A 14322-nucleotide genomic window follows, 5' to 3' on the forward strand; every position below is an offset into this window, starting at 1 on the left:
TGGCGGATGACACCGCAGAAATCGGCGATAGCCACGCCTTTGAATCAACAATTGATCCACTTGATCTACAGACGCAAAAAGAATATAAATTACTCTACAGACTCTAGATCAAGGTAGATTCCATGGCCATCGTCCTTCCTTCACAGGCATTTTCCAAGGACCAATGCCTGGCCGGCCTGCGGGCGGCGGTAGGCATCATTGAAAAATGGGCAGCGTCAAGCGAGCAGGCCTGCCGGATCCTGCGTATCTCCCGCAGTACCCACACCCGCGCCAAACAGCGTGACCCGGACTGGTCGGTGTCGCTGGATGCCGATCAGATGCAACGAATCAGCTTTGTACTAAACATCCACGCGGCGCTGCGGCTGGTGTTTGATAATCCGGAAAACGTTTATGGCTTCCCCGCCATGGCCAATCACAACGAGTTTTTCAACGGCCGCTCGCCGCTGGAGATCATGTCCCAGGCAGACATGATCTCGCTGTATGAGACGTTTCGCCGGATTGACGTATTGCGGGGTGCGCAATGGTGACCCTGGGCCGCTTGCCGACCCTTGCCGGCGACCCGGTGCAGGCCTATCGCCTGGTCAATTCAAAGTTCCCCCCCATCAATTTGTTCGATGACGTGGCCGACGCCCAGGCGTTCGAGGCGCTCTACCAGATACAAGCACTGACCAACCCCAGGCTGAGGAACGAGGTTGGACAACTCGAGCTGATTCCGCGCAGCGAAATCCCCTTCGGCATTCCCGGCTGTTCCTACGCCACCGCACCCTTCACCCACGTCAACCCGGCCGGCTCGCGCTTCAGCGACGGCAGCTTTGGTGTGTTGTATTTGGCAGGCTCGATGGAAACCGCCCTGGCGGAAGTGCAGCATCACCAGAGGCTGTACTGGTCCAAGGTGCAGGGGCTGAACTATGAACGCTTTGTCTTTCGCGGCCTGGCCTGCTCCTTCATCGATGCAGCAATGAAAGATGCGACGGCTATCTCGATGAAAGATCCGATCTACGCGTCCGACGATTACGCTGCTTCCCATCGCCTCGGCAAAGCCGTCAAGGACACTGGAACCCCCGGCCTGCGCTACCAGTCCGTGCGTTTGCGAGGGAACCACTGCTGGGCGCTGATGACTCCCCGACCGGTCGCGTCGATCATCCAGGCCGCCCATTACGAGATGATCTGGAACGGGCAGATCACCGGGGTCAATCAGATCCGCGAGGCCTGACCAGTTGCCGGGGCCAGTGGTGGCCCTGCGTGCGGACATGGACGCGCTGCCGGTAGAGGAGATGACAGATCTGCCCTTCGCCAGCCAGGCAACCGGAATGCGACTGGGCAAGAGCGTGCCAGTGATGCACGCCTGTGGCCACGATACCCACACCGCCATGCTGCTGGGTGCGGCCAAGGTGTTGGCCGAGCATCGCGACCACCTGCGCGGCACCGTGGTTTTTCTGTTTCAACCCGCCGAAGAAGGCGCCGCCGATGTGGACGAATTCCAGACCGATACCTTGATCGGCGCCCAGGCGATGATTCGCGACGGAGCCCTGGACTCGCCAAAAGTCGAGGCGATATTTGCCCTGCACGTGATGGCGGGATACCCGACCGGACACCTGTACTACAAGGCCGGAACGGTGCTCAACAGCAGCGACTCATTCCGCATCCAGCTCAAGGGGCAACAGACCCATGGTTCGCGCCCTGGAGCGGCAACGATCCGATTGTCACCAGCCAGGGCATCATTGCCGCGATGCAGACCCTCGTCAGCCGACGCATCGATCTGACCAAGGGGATGGGGGTCATCAGTGTCGGCACTATCAATGCCGGTTCGGCCGCGAACATCATTCCCGAAACCCTGGAAATGACCGGGACCATTCGCACCAACAATGCCGACATCCGCGACACCATCCTGCAGAAAATGCCGCCATTGGTCAGTGGCATCGCCAGTGCTTATGGAACCGAAGCCAAGCTGCTGCTGGTCAACAATGCTCCGGTCACCGTCAATGACCCGGCCCTGACCGAAGCCATGGTGCCGGCACTGGAGCTGGCAGCACCGGGCAAGGTCCAGCGGCTTGAATCATCGCTGTCGCCCAGCGAAGACTTTTCCTACTACGCTCAGAAAGTGCCCGGCCTGTTCGTATTCCTCGGTGCCACCCCTGAAGGCCAGGACATGGCCAAGGCGCCCAACAACCACAGCCCCTACTTCACCGTCGATGACGCCACCCTCGCGACCGGGGTGAAGGCGCATGTGCAGTTCGTGCTGAACTATCCCGAGCGCGCCAAGGGCAAATTCTGAGTGTGCCGATGAGGTCATGGCGGCTGCCTGGACCTCATCGCTGGCATAGCCCACTTACCCAGGGAGAACGATGTAATCGTTGCCCTGGATAATCCCACCATGCTCACCCTCGACCAGGTGTATGTAGCGCCCGCCGACCAGATCAATCGGCAGGCAATCATCCACGTCCATCAGCGCATCGGTATGCGACTGGGTCCAGTGCTTCGGCATTTGTCGCTTGCCATTAGCCGCGGCTTCTTTCCTGTTCCGGGCGACCACCAGCAGGTAATGATGAGCTTCTCCAAAAACCGCCGTTTCATAACCACCCAGATTGATGAAATACAGGCGCGGTGAATCAGCCGCCGGTGCCAGCGGACTCAACTCGACTTTCCAGCCCTCGACACCCTCGACACGCATCCACGAGTCGATGTGCACACCTGCTGAATGGCCAAACCAACCTTCTCGCAGTTGCGGATAGGTACCCTGAAGGTCGTCCGCAACTGCAAACACCACATCGTGGACCTCAATCCTCGCCCTGGGATGTTTGCCTCCCAGCATCACTACAAACAGCATTACTGTGCTCCTGAATACGCCCGACTACCGACCCCCCAGAGCCGCCGCGGCCGCTATTGCTCAACGCGACCAGAAACTCCCGATCCTGTGCATAGTGCCTGCCCAGCCCAAAGCCGGGCAACCACGACTCACGAGGCGAGGTCCAGTCATCATCAGTGGCCAGGTTCTTCCCCGCACGCCAACCGCTGTGTACTATCAGCGCGGGCCGATGCTGCCCGCCGCTCGCTTCCGCAAGGAAGGGTGAAAGCATTTATTCATGACCCGAATCCTGTCGCAACTCTTGACGGTCAAGGTTTGGCAACGCGAGCACCGACATGCCTTGATCCAAGGAGCTAAAATGATTTCTATCGAACAAGCCAAACAGATGGCCAAACGCCTGCGCGCCTCATTGCAAGCGCACGACCAGCAGGCGTGCCATTCCATGGCGCTGGAACTGGTAGCCCACCAACTGGGTTACAAGGACTGGAACACCGCTGCGGCACTGCTGCCTGCGCAAGTACCGCCACCCGCAGTCACCTTTACCAAAGCCATTCCGATCCTGCGAATGTTCGACGAAACCAAGGCGCGGCAGTTTTACCTCGACTTCCTTGGCTTCAACGTGGAGTTCGAGCATCGCTTTGAAGCTGATCTGCCCCTGTATCTGGGGATCCAGCGCAACGGTCTGCAACTGCACCTCTCGGAGCATCACGGCGACGCGAGCCCGGGCGCGACCACCTTTGTCCCCATGGACAATATCGAACTGTTCCGCGACGAACTCCAGGCCAAGCGCTACGGCTATGGCCGGCCGGATATCGTCGAGCAAGGCTGGGGGAAAGTCCTCGAAGTCCATGACCCTTTCGGCAACCGCATCCGCTTCTGCCAAGACTGATGCTGCCACTGCGGACCGGTTACAGCCGGTCCGCGTCCTTACTCATTCGCCGCGTCGAGCCCCGAATCCGGAACATTGAGAAAGGCATTCCACAGCTCATACGCGTCGTGGTGCCGCTGGGTCGCGTCATCCCAAGCAGGCCCGGATACGCATCTGGAAGAAACCAGCAGCATCATGCCCATTGTGGCAGCGTCGAGCTCAATAAGGAGCGCGTGGGATTGTATTCTGAAGTCTTCGACCGATGTCATTGAATTGAACCCCGGGCGGATAGCACCGCCATTACAGAGCAAAGCCCTACTGACCATCGAGTCCGGGTATCAGGGAAGATTCATCCGGCCTGACCGCCGGTACCCCCTTCATGCAAACTGGCTAAGATAAAGTCAGCTATCGACCAACAAAAAAACAGGAGTTGAACTATGTCCGAACTCAACCTGCATCCTAACGCCGCCGCTACCTTGCAGCAGTGGCACGCCATGATCAACACCGCCGACTTGAAGGGCTTGCCCGGCCTGCTCGACGCGAACGTAGTCTTTCGCTCGCCCATGGCGCACACGCCGTACCCGGGTGCTGCGGTGGTGTCGATGATCCTCAATACGGTATTCCAGGTGTTTGAAGACTTTAAATATCACCGCGAACTGGCGACGGCAGACGGCTTGAATGTCGTCCTGGAATTCAGCGCCACCGTCAGTGGCAAAGAGCTCAAGGGCATCGATATGATCCGGTTCAATGAGCAGGGCAAGATGGTTGAGTTCGAAGTGATGGTGCGACCGTTGAGCGGCTTGCAGGCGCTGGGGGAACAGATGGGCCAGCGGCTTGGCGCCTACCTGGCGGCCAGCAAGGGATGAGTTGCCAACCCAGCCATCCCGACATACTTATCGCAATCAAGCGCAGCCAGTTACTAACCCTCCGTTGCAATCAATAAGCGAGGTGATGACACGCCGAGCGACACCCGCCCTGCAGTGCTCGAACTGATCGGCAACACGCCACTGGTGCGTGTCAGCCGATTCGATACCGGCCTGACGCGCTTTTTCAAACGGGTGCAACTGGACCTGTAAATGGACCGGGCCGATCCACCGTCTCTGTCATGGCCAAATACAGCCGCAGCGTCACCCTTCTTGGCACGCCGGGATCATGGGCTGTGGAAGGCATCTATGAAGACTGTAAGGACTGCTTGAGTGTCTGAGGGTACGCGCGCTATTCCAGCAAACGCTTGCACATGACGATCGTTCGCTCATCGCCGAAAAACTCATCGCGTACTTTTTGATAGCCCATGGACACGTAAAAGGTTTCCGCGGTGATTGATGAGGGGACGTGCAGTAATTCAAGGCTGGCATCAATGGCGGCGGCATGGATGACAACCATTAACTGCTTGCCGATACCTTTGCCCTGGTAGCCCGGTTCTACGAACACACTACGCACAACCGCGCCGTCCAGGCTGGCGGTTGCGACGACCTGTTCGTCGACAACGGCTACGAAAACCTGGCGCTGCATCATTAATCGATGGATTGCCTGAGTGGAGAAATTGTGTTCAAGACGGGCAATTACTTCGGGCGGGTAGTCCTGCGCGCTGGATTTGCGTAGGGCGTTTATCGTAACTTCGCTGATCGCTTCAGCATCAAGGCTGGTTGCCCGGCGAATCTGACATTCCATTGTGAGTATCTCGCTGCGGATTGATTCATCCATCGTAACGAGGGCACGCCGGATTCAAAAGGCAAAGCTGTACACCCATCCCATTGTAGCGACTGTGTTCTCAAGCCATCGCGAGCTAACTCGCTCCTACAATCGATAAGGCCATGTGCGCATTATTTTTTGAGCGATCACACTGCCCGCACGCGCCGTGGTGACAGCTGCGACATGGAATATGAATCAGAAAAAATGGCAGGGGCGGCTGGATTCGAACCAACGCATGGCAGGATCAAAACCTGCTGCCTTACCGCTTGGCGACGCCCCTGTATCGATCGTGACGAGTGCCGGGCACTGTCTTTTTGATGGTGTAGCTGGTGAGCAACGGCGGGCGTTGCTGCGTTCGCTGCCAGTCCGCAGAGGCCCTGTGCAGGAATGGGCGCAAATTTACCAACTTCTGCGCCGTGTTGGAAGCAAAAAGTGGAAATAATTTTGTTTTAAAACAGCCGCTTATCGTATTCGCAGGATTGCACCGGCGACCCGGCTCATTTCACGGGGCCGCCGGACAGACCGGATCAGCCCTTGGCCGCCATCGCCGTGACTTCCACGCGCATCCCTTCCACCGCCAGCGAGGCCACGCCGACAGCGGCGCGAACGGGCCATGGCTTGGCGAAGAAGCGCTTGTAGACTTCGTTGAAGGCAGCGCGATCGGCCATGTCAGTGAGGTAGATGGTCAGGTGCAGAACGCGATCCATGGAACTGCCGGCGCGCTCCAGCGCCACCTTGAGTGCCTGCAGGGTGCATTCGCTCTGCACGGTGATGTCGCCCAGCTCCAGGCTGCCATCGGCGTGAGTCGGGATCTGCGTGGAAACCAGCAGACCGCCGAAGCCGGCAACGTCGGAGGAGATGGAATCGGCGTCAGGGTCCGGGACGAAGGTGATGTCTTGGTTGGCCATGGGGGTCTCTTTTATAAAGTGATCGGCTGGGGTACGCCTTGAGCGGGCATAGTCTACAGCTGCTGCGCGGTGGTGTGGATGGTTGAGGCGGCGGATCTGTGTCATGCGCAGGGAGACTGGCAACAGGGAGCTATTGTGGCCGGCAGAGATTGCTGGGGGAGCAAAGCGTGCTTGCGATAGCGGTCTGCCTGTCACATCCATGCTGGAATATGCGCACGAAAAACCGCCCGCGGCCCCTCGCTACGCGCCTTGAGCTAGAGCGCGCAATGAGGGTTGAACAGGGAAAAAATGACCGGAAAAGCACATGAATTCTGAGAACGGCAAGCCGATCAGCCCTTGAGTGCCGCTTCGATACCGGCGACGTCTATCTTGCCCATCTGCATCATCGCTTCGAACGCGCGCTTGGCCGCTGCGGGGTCAGGGTCGGTGATCGCGGCCGTCAGGATGCGCGGCGTGATCTGCCACGACAGCCCCCACTTGTCCCTGCACCAGCCACAGACGCTTTCCTCGCCACCGTTACTGACGATGGCACTCCACAGCAGGTCGGTTTCCGCCTGGTCGTCGGTCGCCACCTGGAACGAAAACGCCTCGGTGTGCTTGAACGCATCGCCGCCGTTCAACCCCAGGCACGGGATGCCCATCACGGTAAACTCTACCGTCAGCACATCGCCCTGCTTGCCCGACGGATAGTCGCCAGGCGCATGATGAACGGCAACCACGGCACTGTCCGGGAATGTCCGGGCGTAAAAGTTGGCGGCGTCCAGTGCGTCGCCGTTGTACCAGAGACAAATCGTATTCTTGCTGATCATCATGGCTCTCCAGAACGAAGGTTCTCCAACAAAGAGTTAACCGGTTGAGTCTAGCCGCGCGGGGCCATGGCCTATCCTTCAACTCAAATGATCACTGTGAGTAACGCCATGACCTCCCCCGAGTCCGCCCTCCTGCAAAGCTGGCACCACAACGCTCGCGCCTGGATCGAAGCCGTGCGCAGTGGCTCGATCGAAAGCCGCCGACAGGTCACAGACCAGGCCATTCTGCTGGCGATCATGGGCCGCCAGCCCGAGCGAGTGCTGGACTTGGGTTGTGGTGAAGGCTGGTTATTGCGGGTGCTGGCTGAACGGGGCATCACGGCAGTGGGAGTGGACGGCGATGGGACGTTGGTCGAGGCAGCGCGGGCGGCGGGCAGCGCCCAGGTCTATCTGGCGAGTTACGAAGCCCTGGCCGACTCAACGGCAGACATCGGCGGCGATTACAATCTGATCTGCGCCAACTTTGCCTTACTGCACCAGGACATCATACCCCTGCTCAGCGCCCTGCATGCCCTGCTCGCCCCCGGCGGCGCGCTGGTGATCCAGACGCTGCATCCGTGGACTGCGGCAGCAGGCGACTATCAGGATGGGTGGCGGGAAGAGGCATTCACCGGGTTCAGTGGGCAGTGGCAACCGATGCCCTGGTACCTGCGCACCCTGTCCAGTTGGTTCAACGCGCTGGACATGGCCGGTTTTCAACTGGTGGGGCTGCAAGAGCCGCAGCACCCGCAAAGTCCGGTGCCGCAGTCGTTGCTACTGGTGGCTGAACAGCGCGTCCCGGCCGTTTAACCTGGGTTACAGGCGCATGCCTTTGAACGGATTCCAGCCCTGCTCGCCCTTCTGCTCCTTGAGGTAGTACGCGTAGTTGGTGGACAGTGCGTAGAGCAGGTTAAACGCGAAGCCCACGGCAAAGTTGACCTGCTGGGCATACCTGAAACCAACCAGCTCAAAGACGAGCTCCAATACAAAGGACAGTGCCACGATTAGCGCAATCAGTGTCAGGTTCTTCTTCCACAGTCCCAATACAAACAGGTAGATCGGGCCGAAGAAGAACGCGATGATGTTGGCATTGACGGTGATCTTGCTTTTGAACGGGAGTTGCTTGAGGGCGGTTTTGTAGCCAGGTGCATTGGGCGCCCCATGGGCATCGAAGAAGGCAAAACGCTCTTGCCATTTTGCGCTGTATTTACTCTGATCCTGCACTTGATCTGTAGTGTTCATTCGATAAATCCCTGTAGTCCCTGAATGGAGTGGTTCTTCCTGGAAATCCTTTGTCTCTTGTCTTTACCACCTGTCGCTTGTGCACCATAGCCTATCGGCCGCCCAGTCATTCGATTGATTGGGCGAAGATCCTGGCAATGGCGCTCGACACTCGCCTGGTGGACAAGCGAGCCAACCCGGCGGTCAGTTGAGCCTGCGTTTGCTCCTGAATTCGCTGACGAGCAACACGGCGGCCCCGGCCATGATCGCGATATCGGCAATGTTGAACACGCCGGTATGCACCGAGCCGAGATTGAGGATCAGATAATCGACCACATGTCCTTCACGGAACACCCGGTCGATCAAGTTGGACGCGCCACCCAGGGCGATGAAGTAGATAGCTACGGCCTTGCGTGGCGATTGCGCCCAATGGGTGAAAGCCCACCCGATGGCCCAGCACACCACCGCGCCTACGCCCAGGATGAAAATCAGTTGCTTGACGCCCGGCGCCAGCCCCGCGCCCAGACTAAGAAATGCGCCTGGGTTCAGGCTCAAGGCGACGTCCAGCCAGGCATAACTGCTACCAAACCTGAAGCTGTCGATTTGCAGTGAATGCAGCGCCAGAAGCTTCACCAACTGGTCGATGGCGACGAAGGCAATACCGATGAGCACTGCAAACAGCCGTTTTCTCATGACGTGTTCCATGAACGATCCTTTTTTCATCACCGCGAACTCAATGCCTGGACCTGTCTGGCGTTAGCGGCGGCAAGATAACGCAGCTGATTCGTACGGTCCACAGGCACTCGCCTTACTCCAGACCGGCGCGCTTTCGGGCCGTGCCAAAGGCCGCTGTTGATACAGCAGCACGGCGCCTAACAGATGCAGGGGCGCTCAGGCGCGCGTTCATCGTAGTCATAACCGTCAGAGTCCTAGGACCGGAAACGCCCGGGGCGCTCGACCCAGCCTTGATAGCCGCCGTACACGCCCGAACGGGCATCGGGGCGGAACTCGGCGTCCTTGACGTGGAACATGCGGATGCGCTCGTGATAGCGATCGATAAAGCCCAGGTAGTCCATCTGCTGTAGCAACAGGTGGCTTGGGTCGTACAGGATTGCGGCCCGGGTATGGTGATCAACGGCCTGCAGAAAGCGCTCGAAAGAGGCGCCATCGTGCAGGTCTTCGCCGGGGTGGATTTCGTAGCACAGGTCAACACCGGCTTCCTCGAAACATTCAAGGATCGGCAACCAGCGCCGCGCCAATTCTTCAAAACCCTGCTCGACCAACCCACTGGGCCGTTGTGGCCACGGGTAGATGTACGGCCAAAACAGGGCTCCAGAGAAGGTCGCGTGGGCCTTCAAGCCCAAGCGCTGACTGGCCCGTGCCGCCAGCTTCAATTGCTCAATGGCCCACTCGGTTCGAACCTGGGGCTGGCCGCGAAGATGGGCCGGGGCGAAGTCGTCGAACAAGGCGTCGAACGCGGGATGCACGGCGACCAACCGACCCTGCAGGTGCGTCGATAACTCACTGATCTCAACGCCCGCCTGCGCGCACACGGCGATCAGTTCGTCGCAGTATTCCTGGCTCTCGGCAGCGCGCACCAAGTTGATGAACTGGCTGCCCAAGGTCGGCAACTGAATCGCCTTGTGCCCTTGGGACGCGGCCCACCGGGCGATATTGGCCAAGGTGTCGAAGGTGCTTCGGCGGCCATGAATTGCGCGAGGACAATCCCCGGGCCACGCATGCCGGATTGCGAAGTGCTGTTCACAGGCAAGCTCTCCGGGTTCATCCAGGGCAGACCAGTGCGGTCCATTTGCTGTCGCCGCAGTGATTGGCCACCTCCTCCTCGATAAAGGCCATGCCACGGTTGATCAAGCGCACGATGGATCAGGCTCGACGGCTCTTCCTGGCGCCACTCCAGGCCGCCCTTGTCACCGTACACGCGAATCTTCAGCGGGTTCTCCTCGCCGGCGCAGACCTGACTGGCAACCAACACACCGCTGGCGCCGTCGGCCATCTTTAACAGCATCGCGGCATCGTCATCCAGCTGCCGGCTGGCCATGTGGGTATTCAAAATTGCACACAGGTGACTGACCGGTTGATCTGCGACGAACTCGGCCAATGAAAAAGCATGGGTGCCGATATCACCGACGCAGCCGCCCAACCCCAACAGTTCAGGCTGATCGCGCCAGGTGGCCTGCTTGTTGCCCTGCCAATGAACGCCCCTCCCCGCCACCGACGAAGTCCATTCTTATTTTTGCCCGTGCATCGTTCATCGCAACTCTTCTCTGCCGATGTAGAATTTGAGTAATGTAAACGGTTACATCGCTGCAGAAATTTAGGCGCTGGCAGGCGATTGCGCTGATCGAGAAAAACCCCCAGGCCGAACGGCACGTGATGTTGCCCTTTGAATTGACTCTGCGCGAGAGCACGGCGCGGGCTCGGCAACACTGACCCTCAGCGCCACTCCATATGAGTGGTTTGCCACTGCGGGTCGGCGTCCACGGCGATCACCTGGAAATCGCGCTTGCGCCAGAAGTCGATGGCACCCGGCAGGAAAGGATGAGTGTGCAAGTAGATCACCTCGACCCCGGCCTGCATCGCCAATGCCTTCAATGCGCCGTACAACTGGCTGGCCAGCCCCGAACGGCGGAACCCTGGCAGCACGAACAGCCGCACCACTTCCACCACCTTGAGGCTGCGGTAATCGAGATGTGCAAAGCGGTGATCGTAGGGCAGATAGCCGATTGAGGCGACGATCCGCCCTTCGTCACGCGCCAGCAGAAACTGACCTTCGCCCTTGAGATACACTTGTTCGAAATTCAGCAGATCCGCAGGCGTGCCGGCACCACTAAGCGTTGGAAACAACTCGGCGCCGGCCTGCATGAGGAAGGCTTGAAGCTGTGGAATATCTGCCAGGCTTGCGGGCTCGAGGGTAGTTTGCTGATGCATGAACAATTCAGACACCCTGTCGCCGCATGGTCAAAATGGCCGCGCCAAAACAGATGAACGTCGAGCCCACTACCCGGCTGACCCAGCGCGACAGGTCAGGCCGCGTCAACACACCCTTGGCCCGGGCTGCGATTGCCGCATACAGGCTCAGAGAAGAAATCGACAACCCCATGAAGATCGAAGTCAGGACCATGAACTGCGGCAACAGCGCCGAGCCCTGGTCGATGAACTGCGGGAACAGCGCGGTAAAAAACATCGTGGCCTTAGGGTTGGTCACCGCCGTCAGGAAAGCCGACTTGAACAGCCTGGTTCGGCCAGGCCGACTGTGTTTAGAGTCTTGCTCGATGCCCTGCGCCAGCATCGGGCTGCTCTTGAACAACTGCCTGGCCCCCAGGTAAAACAGATACCCGGCACCGAGAATTTTCACCGCGTTAAACAACCATTCGGAACTCGCCAGCAACGCGCCCAACCCCAGCATGGCAGCAGCCGACAGGCAGAACAGGCCGCTCGCATTGCCCAGCGAAGACCAGATGACGCTGCGCTGCCCGTGGGCCAGGCTGTTGTTGATGGCCATCAAGGTGGCTGGGCCTGGGCTGGCGATGGCAATTGCGGCGACCAGGGTGAAGGTCAGTATCGAGTGAGAGTCCATTTTCATTGCTCGGGAGTGCGTAGTGCGAATTGGAAAAGGCCACAGACTGAAGCTGCCTGGTTCATCAAGAAGGTAGCCTCCCATAAAAGGTCCCAATCGGCCAATACCCAATCAACTGTCAGCTCGCCGCTCCGAACGTTCCGGGTCATATGCACCAAGCTCCCTCAGCCCAACAACCAGCGCATCAACCAACACCCGGACCTTGGGCAGCGCCTCGCGACTTTTGCTCCAGGCCAGGTGGATCTCCATCCCGTCGCTGGCCAACTGCGCAAGTACCTCTACCAGTGTCCCCTCTTTCAGCTGCTGCTCCACCAGCCACGATGGCAACTGCGCGATGCCGCAGCCGGCCACCGCGGCCATCCTCAGGCCCTCGCCATTGCCCACCACCAGATGCGGGTCTACCTGCCTCCTGTGCGTTGCGCCCTGTTCGCCCGCGTAACTCCAGGGATGAATGCTTCCGTCCACCCAGCCATAGGCAATGCACTGATGCTGTTCAAGGTCGTGTTCGGACAGCGGGGTGCCATGGCGGGCCAGGTAGTCGGGGGATGCACAGAGGATATGCCACTCGCGACCTAGCAAACGATGCCCGACGGTCTCCGGCCAGTCGTGTGCGCCACCGATGCGCAGCACAATGTCCGCGCCCTCCTGCAGCGGATCGATAAAGCCGTCGCTAAAGGAAATGTGCGGCATCAACAATGGATGATCCTTCGCAAACTGCAAGAGGATCGGCAGCACCTGGGTGCGACCAAATGCGCCCGGCAGGTCAAGGCGTACACGCCCGCGAGGCTCGGTGTTTTCGCTCTGGAGTGACAGTTCAGCCTCTTCGAGATCGGCAAGCACGCCCTTGCACGTACGCAGGAACGCGACGCCTGCGTCGGTCAGCGACAACGTCCTCGTTGTCCGGCGGAACAGTTGCGCCCCCAGGCGTTTTTCCAGCCGGGCGACGCCTTTGCTGATGGCCGAAGCCGTCAGGTTCATTTTCTGCGCAGCCGCCGTGAAGCTGCCGAACTCCGCCACGCACACAAATACATCGATACCCTTCAAGCGTTCGGAGGAAAACATATGCACCCTGTATTCATGAATTCAGTTCATGCGTTTCGATAAAAATCATCTTAAATCAGAATTCAGGGCAACAGTAAACTGTGAATCAACCCATTGATGATGAGTCTCGAATGCTGGCCACGCTTAAACGTTATCCCTGCACCGTTAACCTGCTGCTGGCCGCGTCACTGGTGTTGACCCTGGCCCGCGCCATCACCTTGCCCTATCTGGTCATTTACTTGTCGGGCAATTTTGGCTTGAGCGTCGCCGATATCGGCCTGGTGATCGGCAGCACGCTGATCATTGGTTCGCTGCTGAGCCTGTATGGCGGCTTCCTGGTGGACAGGATGTCCCGTTACCAGCTCATTCTCATAGGCTGCAGCGTGTTCAGCGGCGGATTTCTCGGGGCGTATCTCGCACCCCTCCTTTGGCTGTTCTACCTGTGCCTGGTGCTGATCAACCTGGCGTATGCCGTTATCGACATCGCCGTGAAATCCGGATTCGGCAGCCTGCTCCCCGTGGACCGCCGCAGCGAAGCGTTTTCCATCAAGTACACGCTGACTAATATCGGCTACGCCGTCGGGCCATTTCTGGGAGCCGGGGTGGCGGCCCTGGACATCAGCCTGCCCTTTTTGCTATCGGCGGGACTGGGCGCCGGATTCTTTATGGTCTACTTCCTATGGGGCGACAGACGCCTGGCGAATGTCGGCACGAGCCTGCAGCCGACGCCATTCCTGGCGGTCGGCAGACTGTTGCTGCGCGACTACCGGCTGGTGTGCTTCACCTTGGGCGGCTTGCTCAGTGCCGTGGTCTTCGGCCAATTCACCGCGTATCTCTCGCAGTACCTGGTGGTCACCACCACGCCCCAAGAGACGTACCGGATTATCAGCACCGTAGTGGCGACCAACGCCTTGATGGTGATCAGTCTGCAATACAGCATCGGCAAACGGATCAGCCACCGACACCTGAACCTGTGGCTCGCAGGGGGACTCGGCATGTTCATCCTGGGGCTGGCAGGTTTTGCGCTGTCAACCACTCTGCTGCTTTGGGTCCTTTCCATGGCCATTTTCACCGTCGGTGAAATCATCGTATTCCCGGCGGAATACATGTTCATCGACAACATCGCACCGAGTCATCTACGGGGCATGTACTACGCCGCGCAGAACCTGAGCAACGTCGGCGCAGCGTTAGGGCCGGTCCTTTGCGGAATGGTCCTGGCAACGCAACCTGTGCACTACATTTTCTACATGCTTGCGATGTTCGTGATCGCGGGTGGAATGCTCTACTTGTTGGGGGTATCCATTTCAGCAGGGGTTACGACCGAATCTGAGAATTGAATGCCCAAGCCCGGCACCACACCGGAGCGAACACCAAGGTTCCACGGATTTGTAACGGGCGGG

At 59.0% G+C, this 14322-nt stretch carries 16 protein-coding genes, 1 tRNA gene and 4 pseudogenes; 9 read left to right on the forward strand and 12 right to left on the reverse strand.

What is annotated here, in order from left to right:
- Positions 1–122 precede the first annotated feature (122 nt).
- The 3 genes and pseudogenes from L9059_RS12595 to L9059_RS12605 all read left to right on the forward strand — a co-directional run.
- Complete coding sequence (locus tag L9059_RS12595) at positions 123–527, forward strand: hypothetical protein (protein ID WP_247291289.1); 405 nt, start codon at positions 123–125, stop codon at positions 525–527.
- Entirely contained in the window at positions 521–1213 is a 693-nt protein-coding gene (locus tag L9059_RS12600) for an RES family NAD+ phosphorylase (protein ID WP_247291290.1), read from the forward strand. Before L9059_RS12595 ends, L9059_RS12600 begins: the two co-directional genes overlap by 7 nt.
- Positions 1214–1217: 4 nt before the next feature.
- Positions 1218–2275, forward strand: a pseudogene (locus L9059_RS12605) (amidohydrolase); the annotation flags it as partial.
- Between the two features lie 54 nt (positions 2276–2329).
- On the opposite strand, the gene L9059_RS12610 reads toward L9059_RS12605, so the two are convergent.
- The gene (locus tag L9059_RS12610) at positions 2330–2827 is read right to left on the reverse strand and encodes a DUF1543 domain-containing protein (RefSeq protein ID WP_247291291.1); all 498 of its coding nucleotides are present in this window, start codon (positions 2825–2827) and stop codon (positions 2330–2332) included.
- A 337-nt stretch (positions 2828–3164) separates the two neighbouring features.
- On the opposite strand from L9059_RS12610, the gene L9059_RS12615 reads away from it, so the two are divergent.
- The 3 genes and pseudogenes from L9059_RS12615 to L9059_RS12630 form a co-directional block, all read left to right on the forward strand.
- Positions 3165–3695 carry a glyoxalase superfamily protein gene (locus L9059_RS12615; protein ID WP_247291292.1) on the forward strand — a complete coding sequence of 177 codons (531 nt, stop codon included), beginning with the start codon at positions 3165–3167 and terminating at the stop codon, positions 3693–3695.
- 416 nt (positions 3696–4111) lie between these two features.
- Positions 4112–4540 carry a nuclear transport factor 2 family protein gene (locus tag L9059_RS12625; protein ID WP_247291294.1) on the forward strand — a complete coding sequence of 143 codons (429 nt, stop codon included), beginning with the start codon at positions 4112–4114 and terminating at the stop codon, positions 4538–4540.
- Positions 4541–4705: 165 nt separating this feature from the next.
- A pseudogene (locus tag L9059_RS12630) lies at positions 4706–4854 on the forward strand (cystathionine beta-synthase); the annotation flags it as partial.
- Between the two features lie 35 nt (positions 4855–4889).
- On the opposite strand, the gene L9059_RS12635 reads toward L9059_RS12630, so the two are convergent.
- The 4 genes from L9059_RS12635 to L9059_RS12650 all read right to left on the reverse strand — a co-directional run bounded on the left by L9059_RS12635 (position 4890) and on the right by L9059_RS12650 (position 7083).
- Positions 4890–5345 carry a GNAT family N-acetyltransferase gene (locus L9059_RS12635; protein WP_247291491.1) on the reverse strand — a complete coding sequence of 152 codons (456 nt, stop codon included), beginning with the start codon at positions 5343–5345 and terminating at the stop codon, positions 4890–4892.
- A gap of 226 nt (positions 5346–5571) precedes the next feature.
- A tRNA-Gln gene (locus L9059_RS12640) sits at positions 5572–5646 on the reverse strand.
- Positions 5647–5893: 247 nt separating this feature from the next.
- On the reverse strand, positions 5894–6274 hold the full coding sequence (locus tag L9059_RS12645; RefSeq protein ID WP_247291295.1) for a RidA family protein: 381 nt from the start codon (positions 6272–6274) through the stop codon (positions 5894–5896).
- Between the two features lie 329 nt (positions 6275–6603).
- Positions 6604–7083, reverse strand: coding sequence for a VOC family protein (locus tag L9059_RS12650; RefSeq protein ID WP_247291297.1), 480 nt, complete (start codon positions 7081–7083; stop codon positions 6604–6606).
- Between the two features lie 108 nt (positions 7084–7191).
- Here L9059_RS12650 and L9059_RS12655 point away from each other — a divergent pair, with 108 nt between their 5' ends.
- Positions 7192–7872, forward strand: a complete 681-nt coding sequence (locus L9059_RS12655; RefSeq protein WP_247291299.1) for a class I SAM-dependent methyltransferase — start codon at positions 7192–7194, stop codon at positions 7870–7872.
- 6 nt (positions 7873–7878) lie between these two features.
- Here the strand turns inward: L9059_RS12655 and L9059_RS12660 are convergent, their stop codons facing one another.
- Positions 7879–8304: a DUF2628 domain-containing protein gene (locus L9059_RS12660; RefSeq protein WP_247291301.1), complete on the reverse strand. Its 426-nt coding sequence runs from the start codon at positions 8302–8304 to the stop codon at positions 7879–7881.
- Positions 8305–8354: 50 nt separating this feature from the next.
- On the opposite strand from L9059_RS12660, the gene L9059_RS12665 reads away from it, so the two are divergent.
- Positions 8355–8495 (forward strand): hypothetical protein, encoded by a 141-nt coding sequence (locus L9059_RS12665; protein ID WP_247291303.1) that lies wholly within the window; start codon positions 8355–8357, stop codon positions 8493–8495.
- On the opposite strand, the gene L9059_RS12670 is transcribed toward L9059_RS12665, so the two are convergent.
- The 6 genes and pseudogenes from L9059_RS12670 to L9059_RS12695 all read right to left on the reverse strand — a co-directional run bounded on the left by L9059_RS12670 (position 8488) and on the right by L9059_RS12695 (position 12943).
- Positions 8488–8976: a signal peptidase II gene (locus L9059_RS12670; RefSeq protein ID WP_247291304.1), complete on the reverse strand. Its 489-nt coding sequence runs from the start codon at positions 8974–8976 to the stop codon at positions 8488–8490. The two genes, L9059_RS12665 and L9059_RS12670, sit on opposite strands and share 8 nt — an antisense overlap.
- 239 nt (positions 8977–9215) lie before the next feature.
- Positions 9216–10069: pseudogene (locus L9059_RS12675) on the reverse strand (sugar phosphate isomerase/epimerase family protein); the annotation flags it as partial.
- Positions 10058–10531 (reverse strand): annotated as a pseudogene (locus tag L9059_RS12680) (Gfo/Idh/MocA family protein); the annotation flags it as partial. The pseudogenes L9059_RS12675 and L9059_RS12680, both read right to left, overlap by 12 nt.
- 206 nt (positions 10532–10737) lie before the next feature.
- Positions 10738–11232, reverse strand: a complete 495-nt coding sequence (locus L9059_RS12685; protein WP_247291306.1) for a GNAT family N-acetyltransferase — start codon at positions 11230–11232, stop codon at positions 10738–10740.
- Positions 11233–11239: 7 nt separating this feature from the next.
- Positions 11240–11881, reverse strand: coding sequence for a LysE family translocator (locus L9059_RS12690; protein ID WP_247291308.1), 642 nt, complete (start codon positions 11879–11881; stop codon positions 11240–11242).
- 111 nt (positions 11882–11992) lie between these two features.
- A complete protein-coding gene (locus L9059_RS12695; protein ID WP_247291492.1) occupies positions 11993–12943 on the reverse strand; it encodes a LysR family transcriptional regulator in 951 nt (316 codons plus the stop codon).
- Positions 12944–13053: 110 nt separating this feature from the next.
- On the opposite strand from L9059_RS12695, the gene L9059_RS12700 reads away from it, so the two are divergent.
- A complete protein-coding gene (locus L9059_RS12700) occupies positions 13054–14259 on the forward strand; it encodes an MFS transporter (RefSeq protein ID WP_247291310.1) in 1206 nt (401 codons plus the stop codon).
- The last annotated feature ends 63 nt before the right edge of the window (positions 14260–14322 follow it).

Origin of the sequence: Pseudomonas violetae (genome assembly GCF_023072615.1) — a bacterium.
GTDB classification, from domain to species: domain Bacteria; phylum Pseudomonadota; class Gammaproteobacteria; order Pseudomonadales; family Pseudomonadaceae; genus Aquipseudomonas; species Aquipseudomonas violetae.

Excerpts from the sequence above, each read along its gene's own strand:
- L9059_RS12595 (WP_247291289.1), top strand. The coding sequence starts at position 123 with ATGGCCATCGTCCTTCCTTCACAGGCATTTTCCAAGGACCAATGCCTG.
- L9059_RS12600 (WP_247291290.1), top strand. The coding sequence starts at position 521 with ATGGTGACCCTGGGCCGCTTGCCGACCCTTGCCGGCGACCCGGTGCAG.
- L9059_RS12610 (WP_247291291.1), bottom strand. The coding sequence starts at position 2,827 with ATGCTGTTTGTAGTGATGCTGGGAGGCAAACATCCCAGGGCGAGGATT.
- L9059_RS12615 (WP_247291292.1), top strand. The coding sequence starts at position 3,165 with ATGATTTCTATCGAACAAGCCAAACAGATGGCCAAACGCCTGCGCGCC.
- L9059_RS12625 (WP_247291294.1), top strand. The coding sequence starts at position 4,112 with ATGTCCGAACTCAACCTGCATCCTAACGCCGCCGCTACCTTGCAGCAG.
- L9059_RS12635 (WP_247291491.1), bottom strand. The coding sequence starts at position 5,345 with ATGGAATGTCAGATTCGCCGGGCAACCAGCCTTGATGCTGAAGCGATC.
- L9059_RS12645 (WP_247291295.1), bottom strand. The coding sequence starts at position 6,274 with ATGGCCAACCAAGACATCACCTTCGTCCCGGACCCTGACGCCGATTCC.
- L9059_RS12650 (WP_247291297.1), bottom strand. The coding sequence starts at position 7,083 with ATGATCAGCAAGAATACGATTTGTCTCTGGTACAACGGCGACGCACTG.
- L9059_RS12655 (WP_247291299.1), top strand. The coding sequence starts at position 7,192 with ATGACCTCCCCCGAGTCCGCCCTCCTGCAAAGCTGGCACCACAACGCT.
- L9059_RS12660 (WP_247291301.1), bottom strand. The coding sequence starts at position 8,304 with ATGAACACTACAGATCAAGTGCAGGATCAGAGTAAATACAGCGCAAAA.
- L9059_RS12670 (WP_247291304.1), bottom strand. The coding sequence starts at position 8,976 with ATGAGAAAACGGCTGTTTGCAGTGCTCATCGGTATTGCCTTCGTCGCC.
- L9059_RS12685 (WP_247291306.1), bottom strand. The coding sequence starts at position 11,232 with ATGCATCAGCAAACTACCCTCGAGCCCGCAAGCCTGGCAGATATTCCA.
- L9059_RS12690 (WP_247291308.1), bottom strand. The coding sequence starts at position 11,881 with ATGGACTCTCACTCGATACTGACCTTCACCCTGGTCGCCGCAATTGCC.
- L9059_RS12695 (WP_247291492.1), bottom strand. The coding sequence starts at position 12,943 with ATGTTTTCCTCCGAACGCTTGAAGGGTATCGATGTATTTGTGTGCGTG.
- L9059_RS12700 (WP_247291310.1), top strand. The coding sequence starts at position 13,054 with ATGCTGGCCACGCTTAAACGTTATCCCTGCACCGTTAACCTGCTGCTG.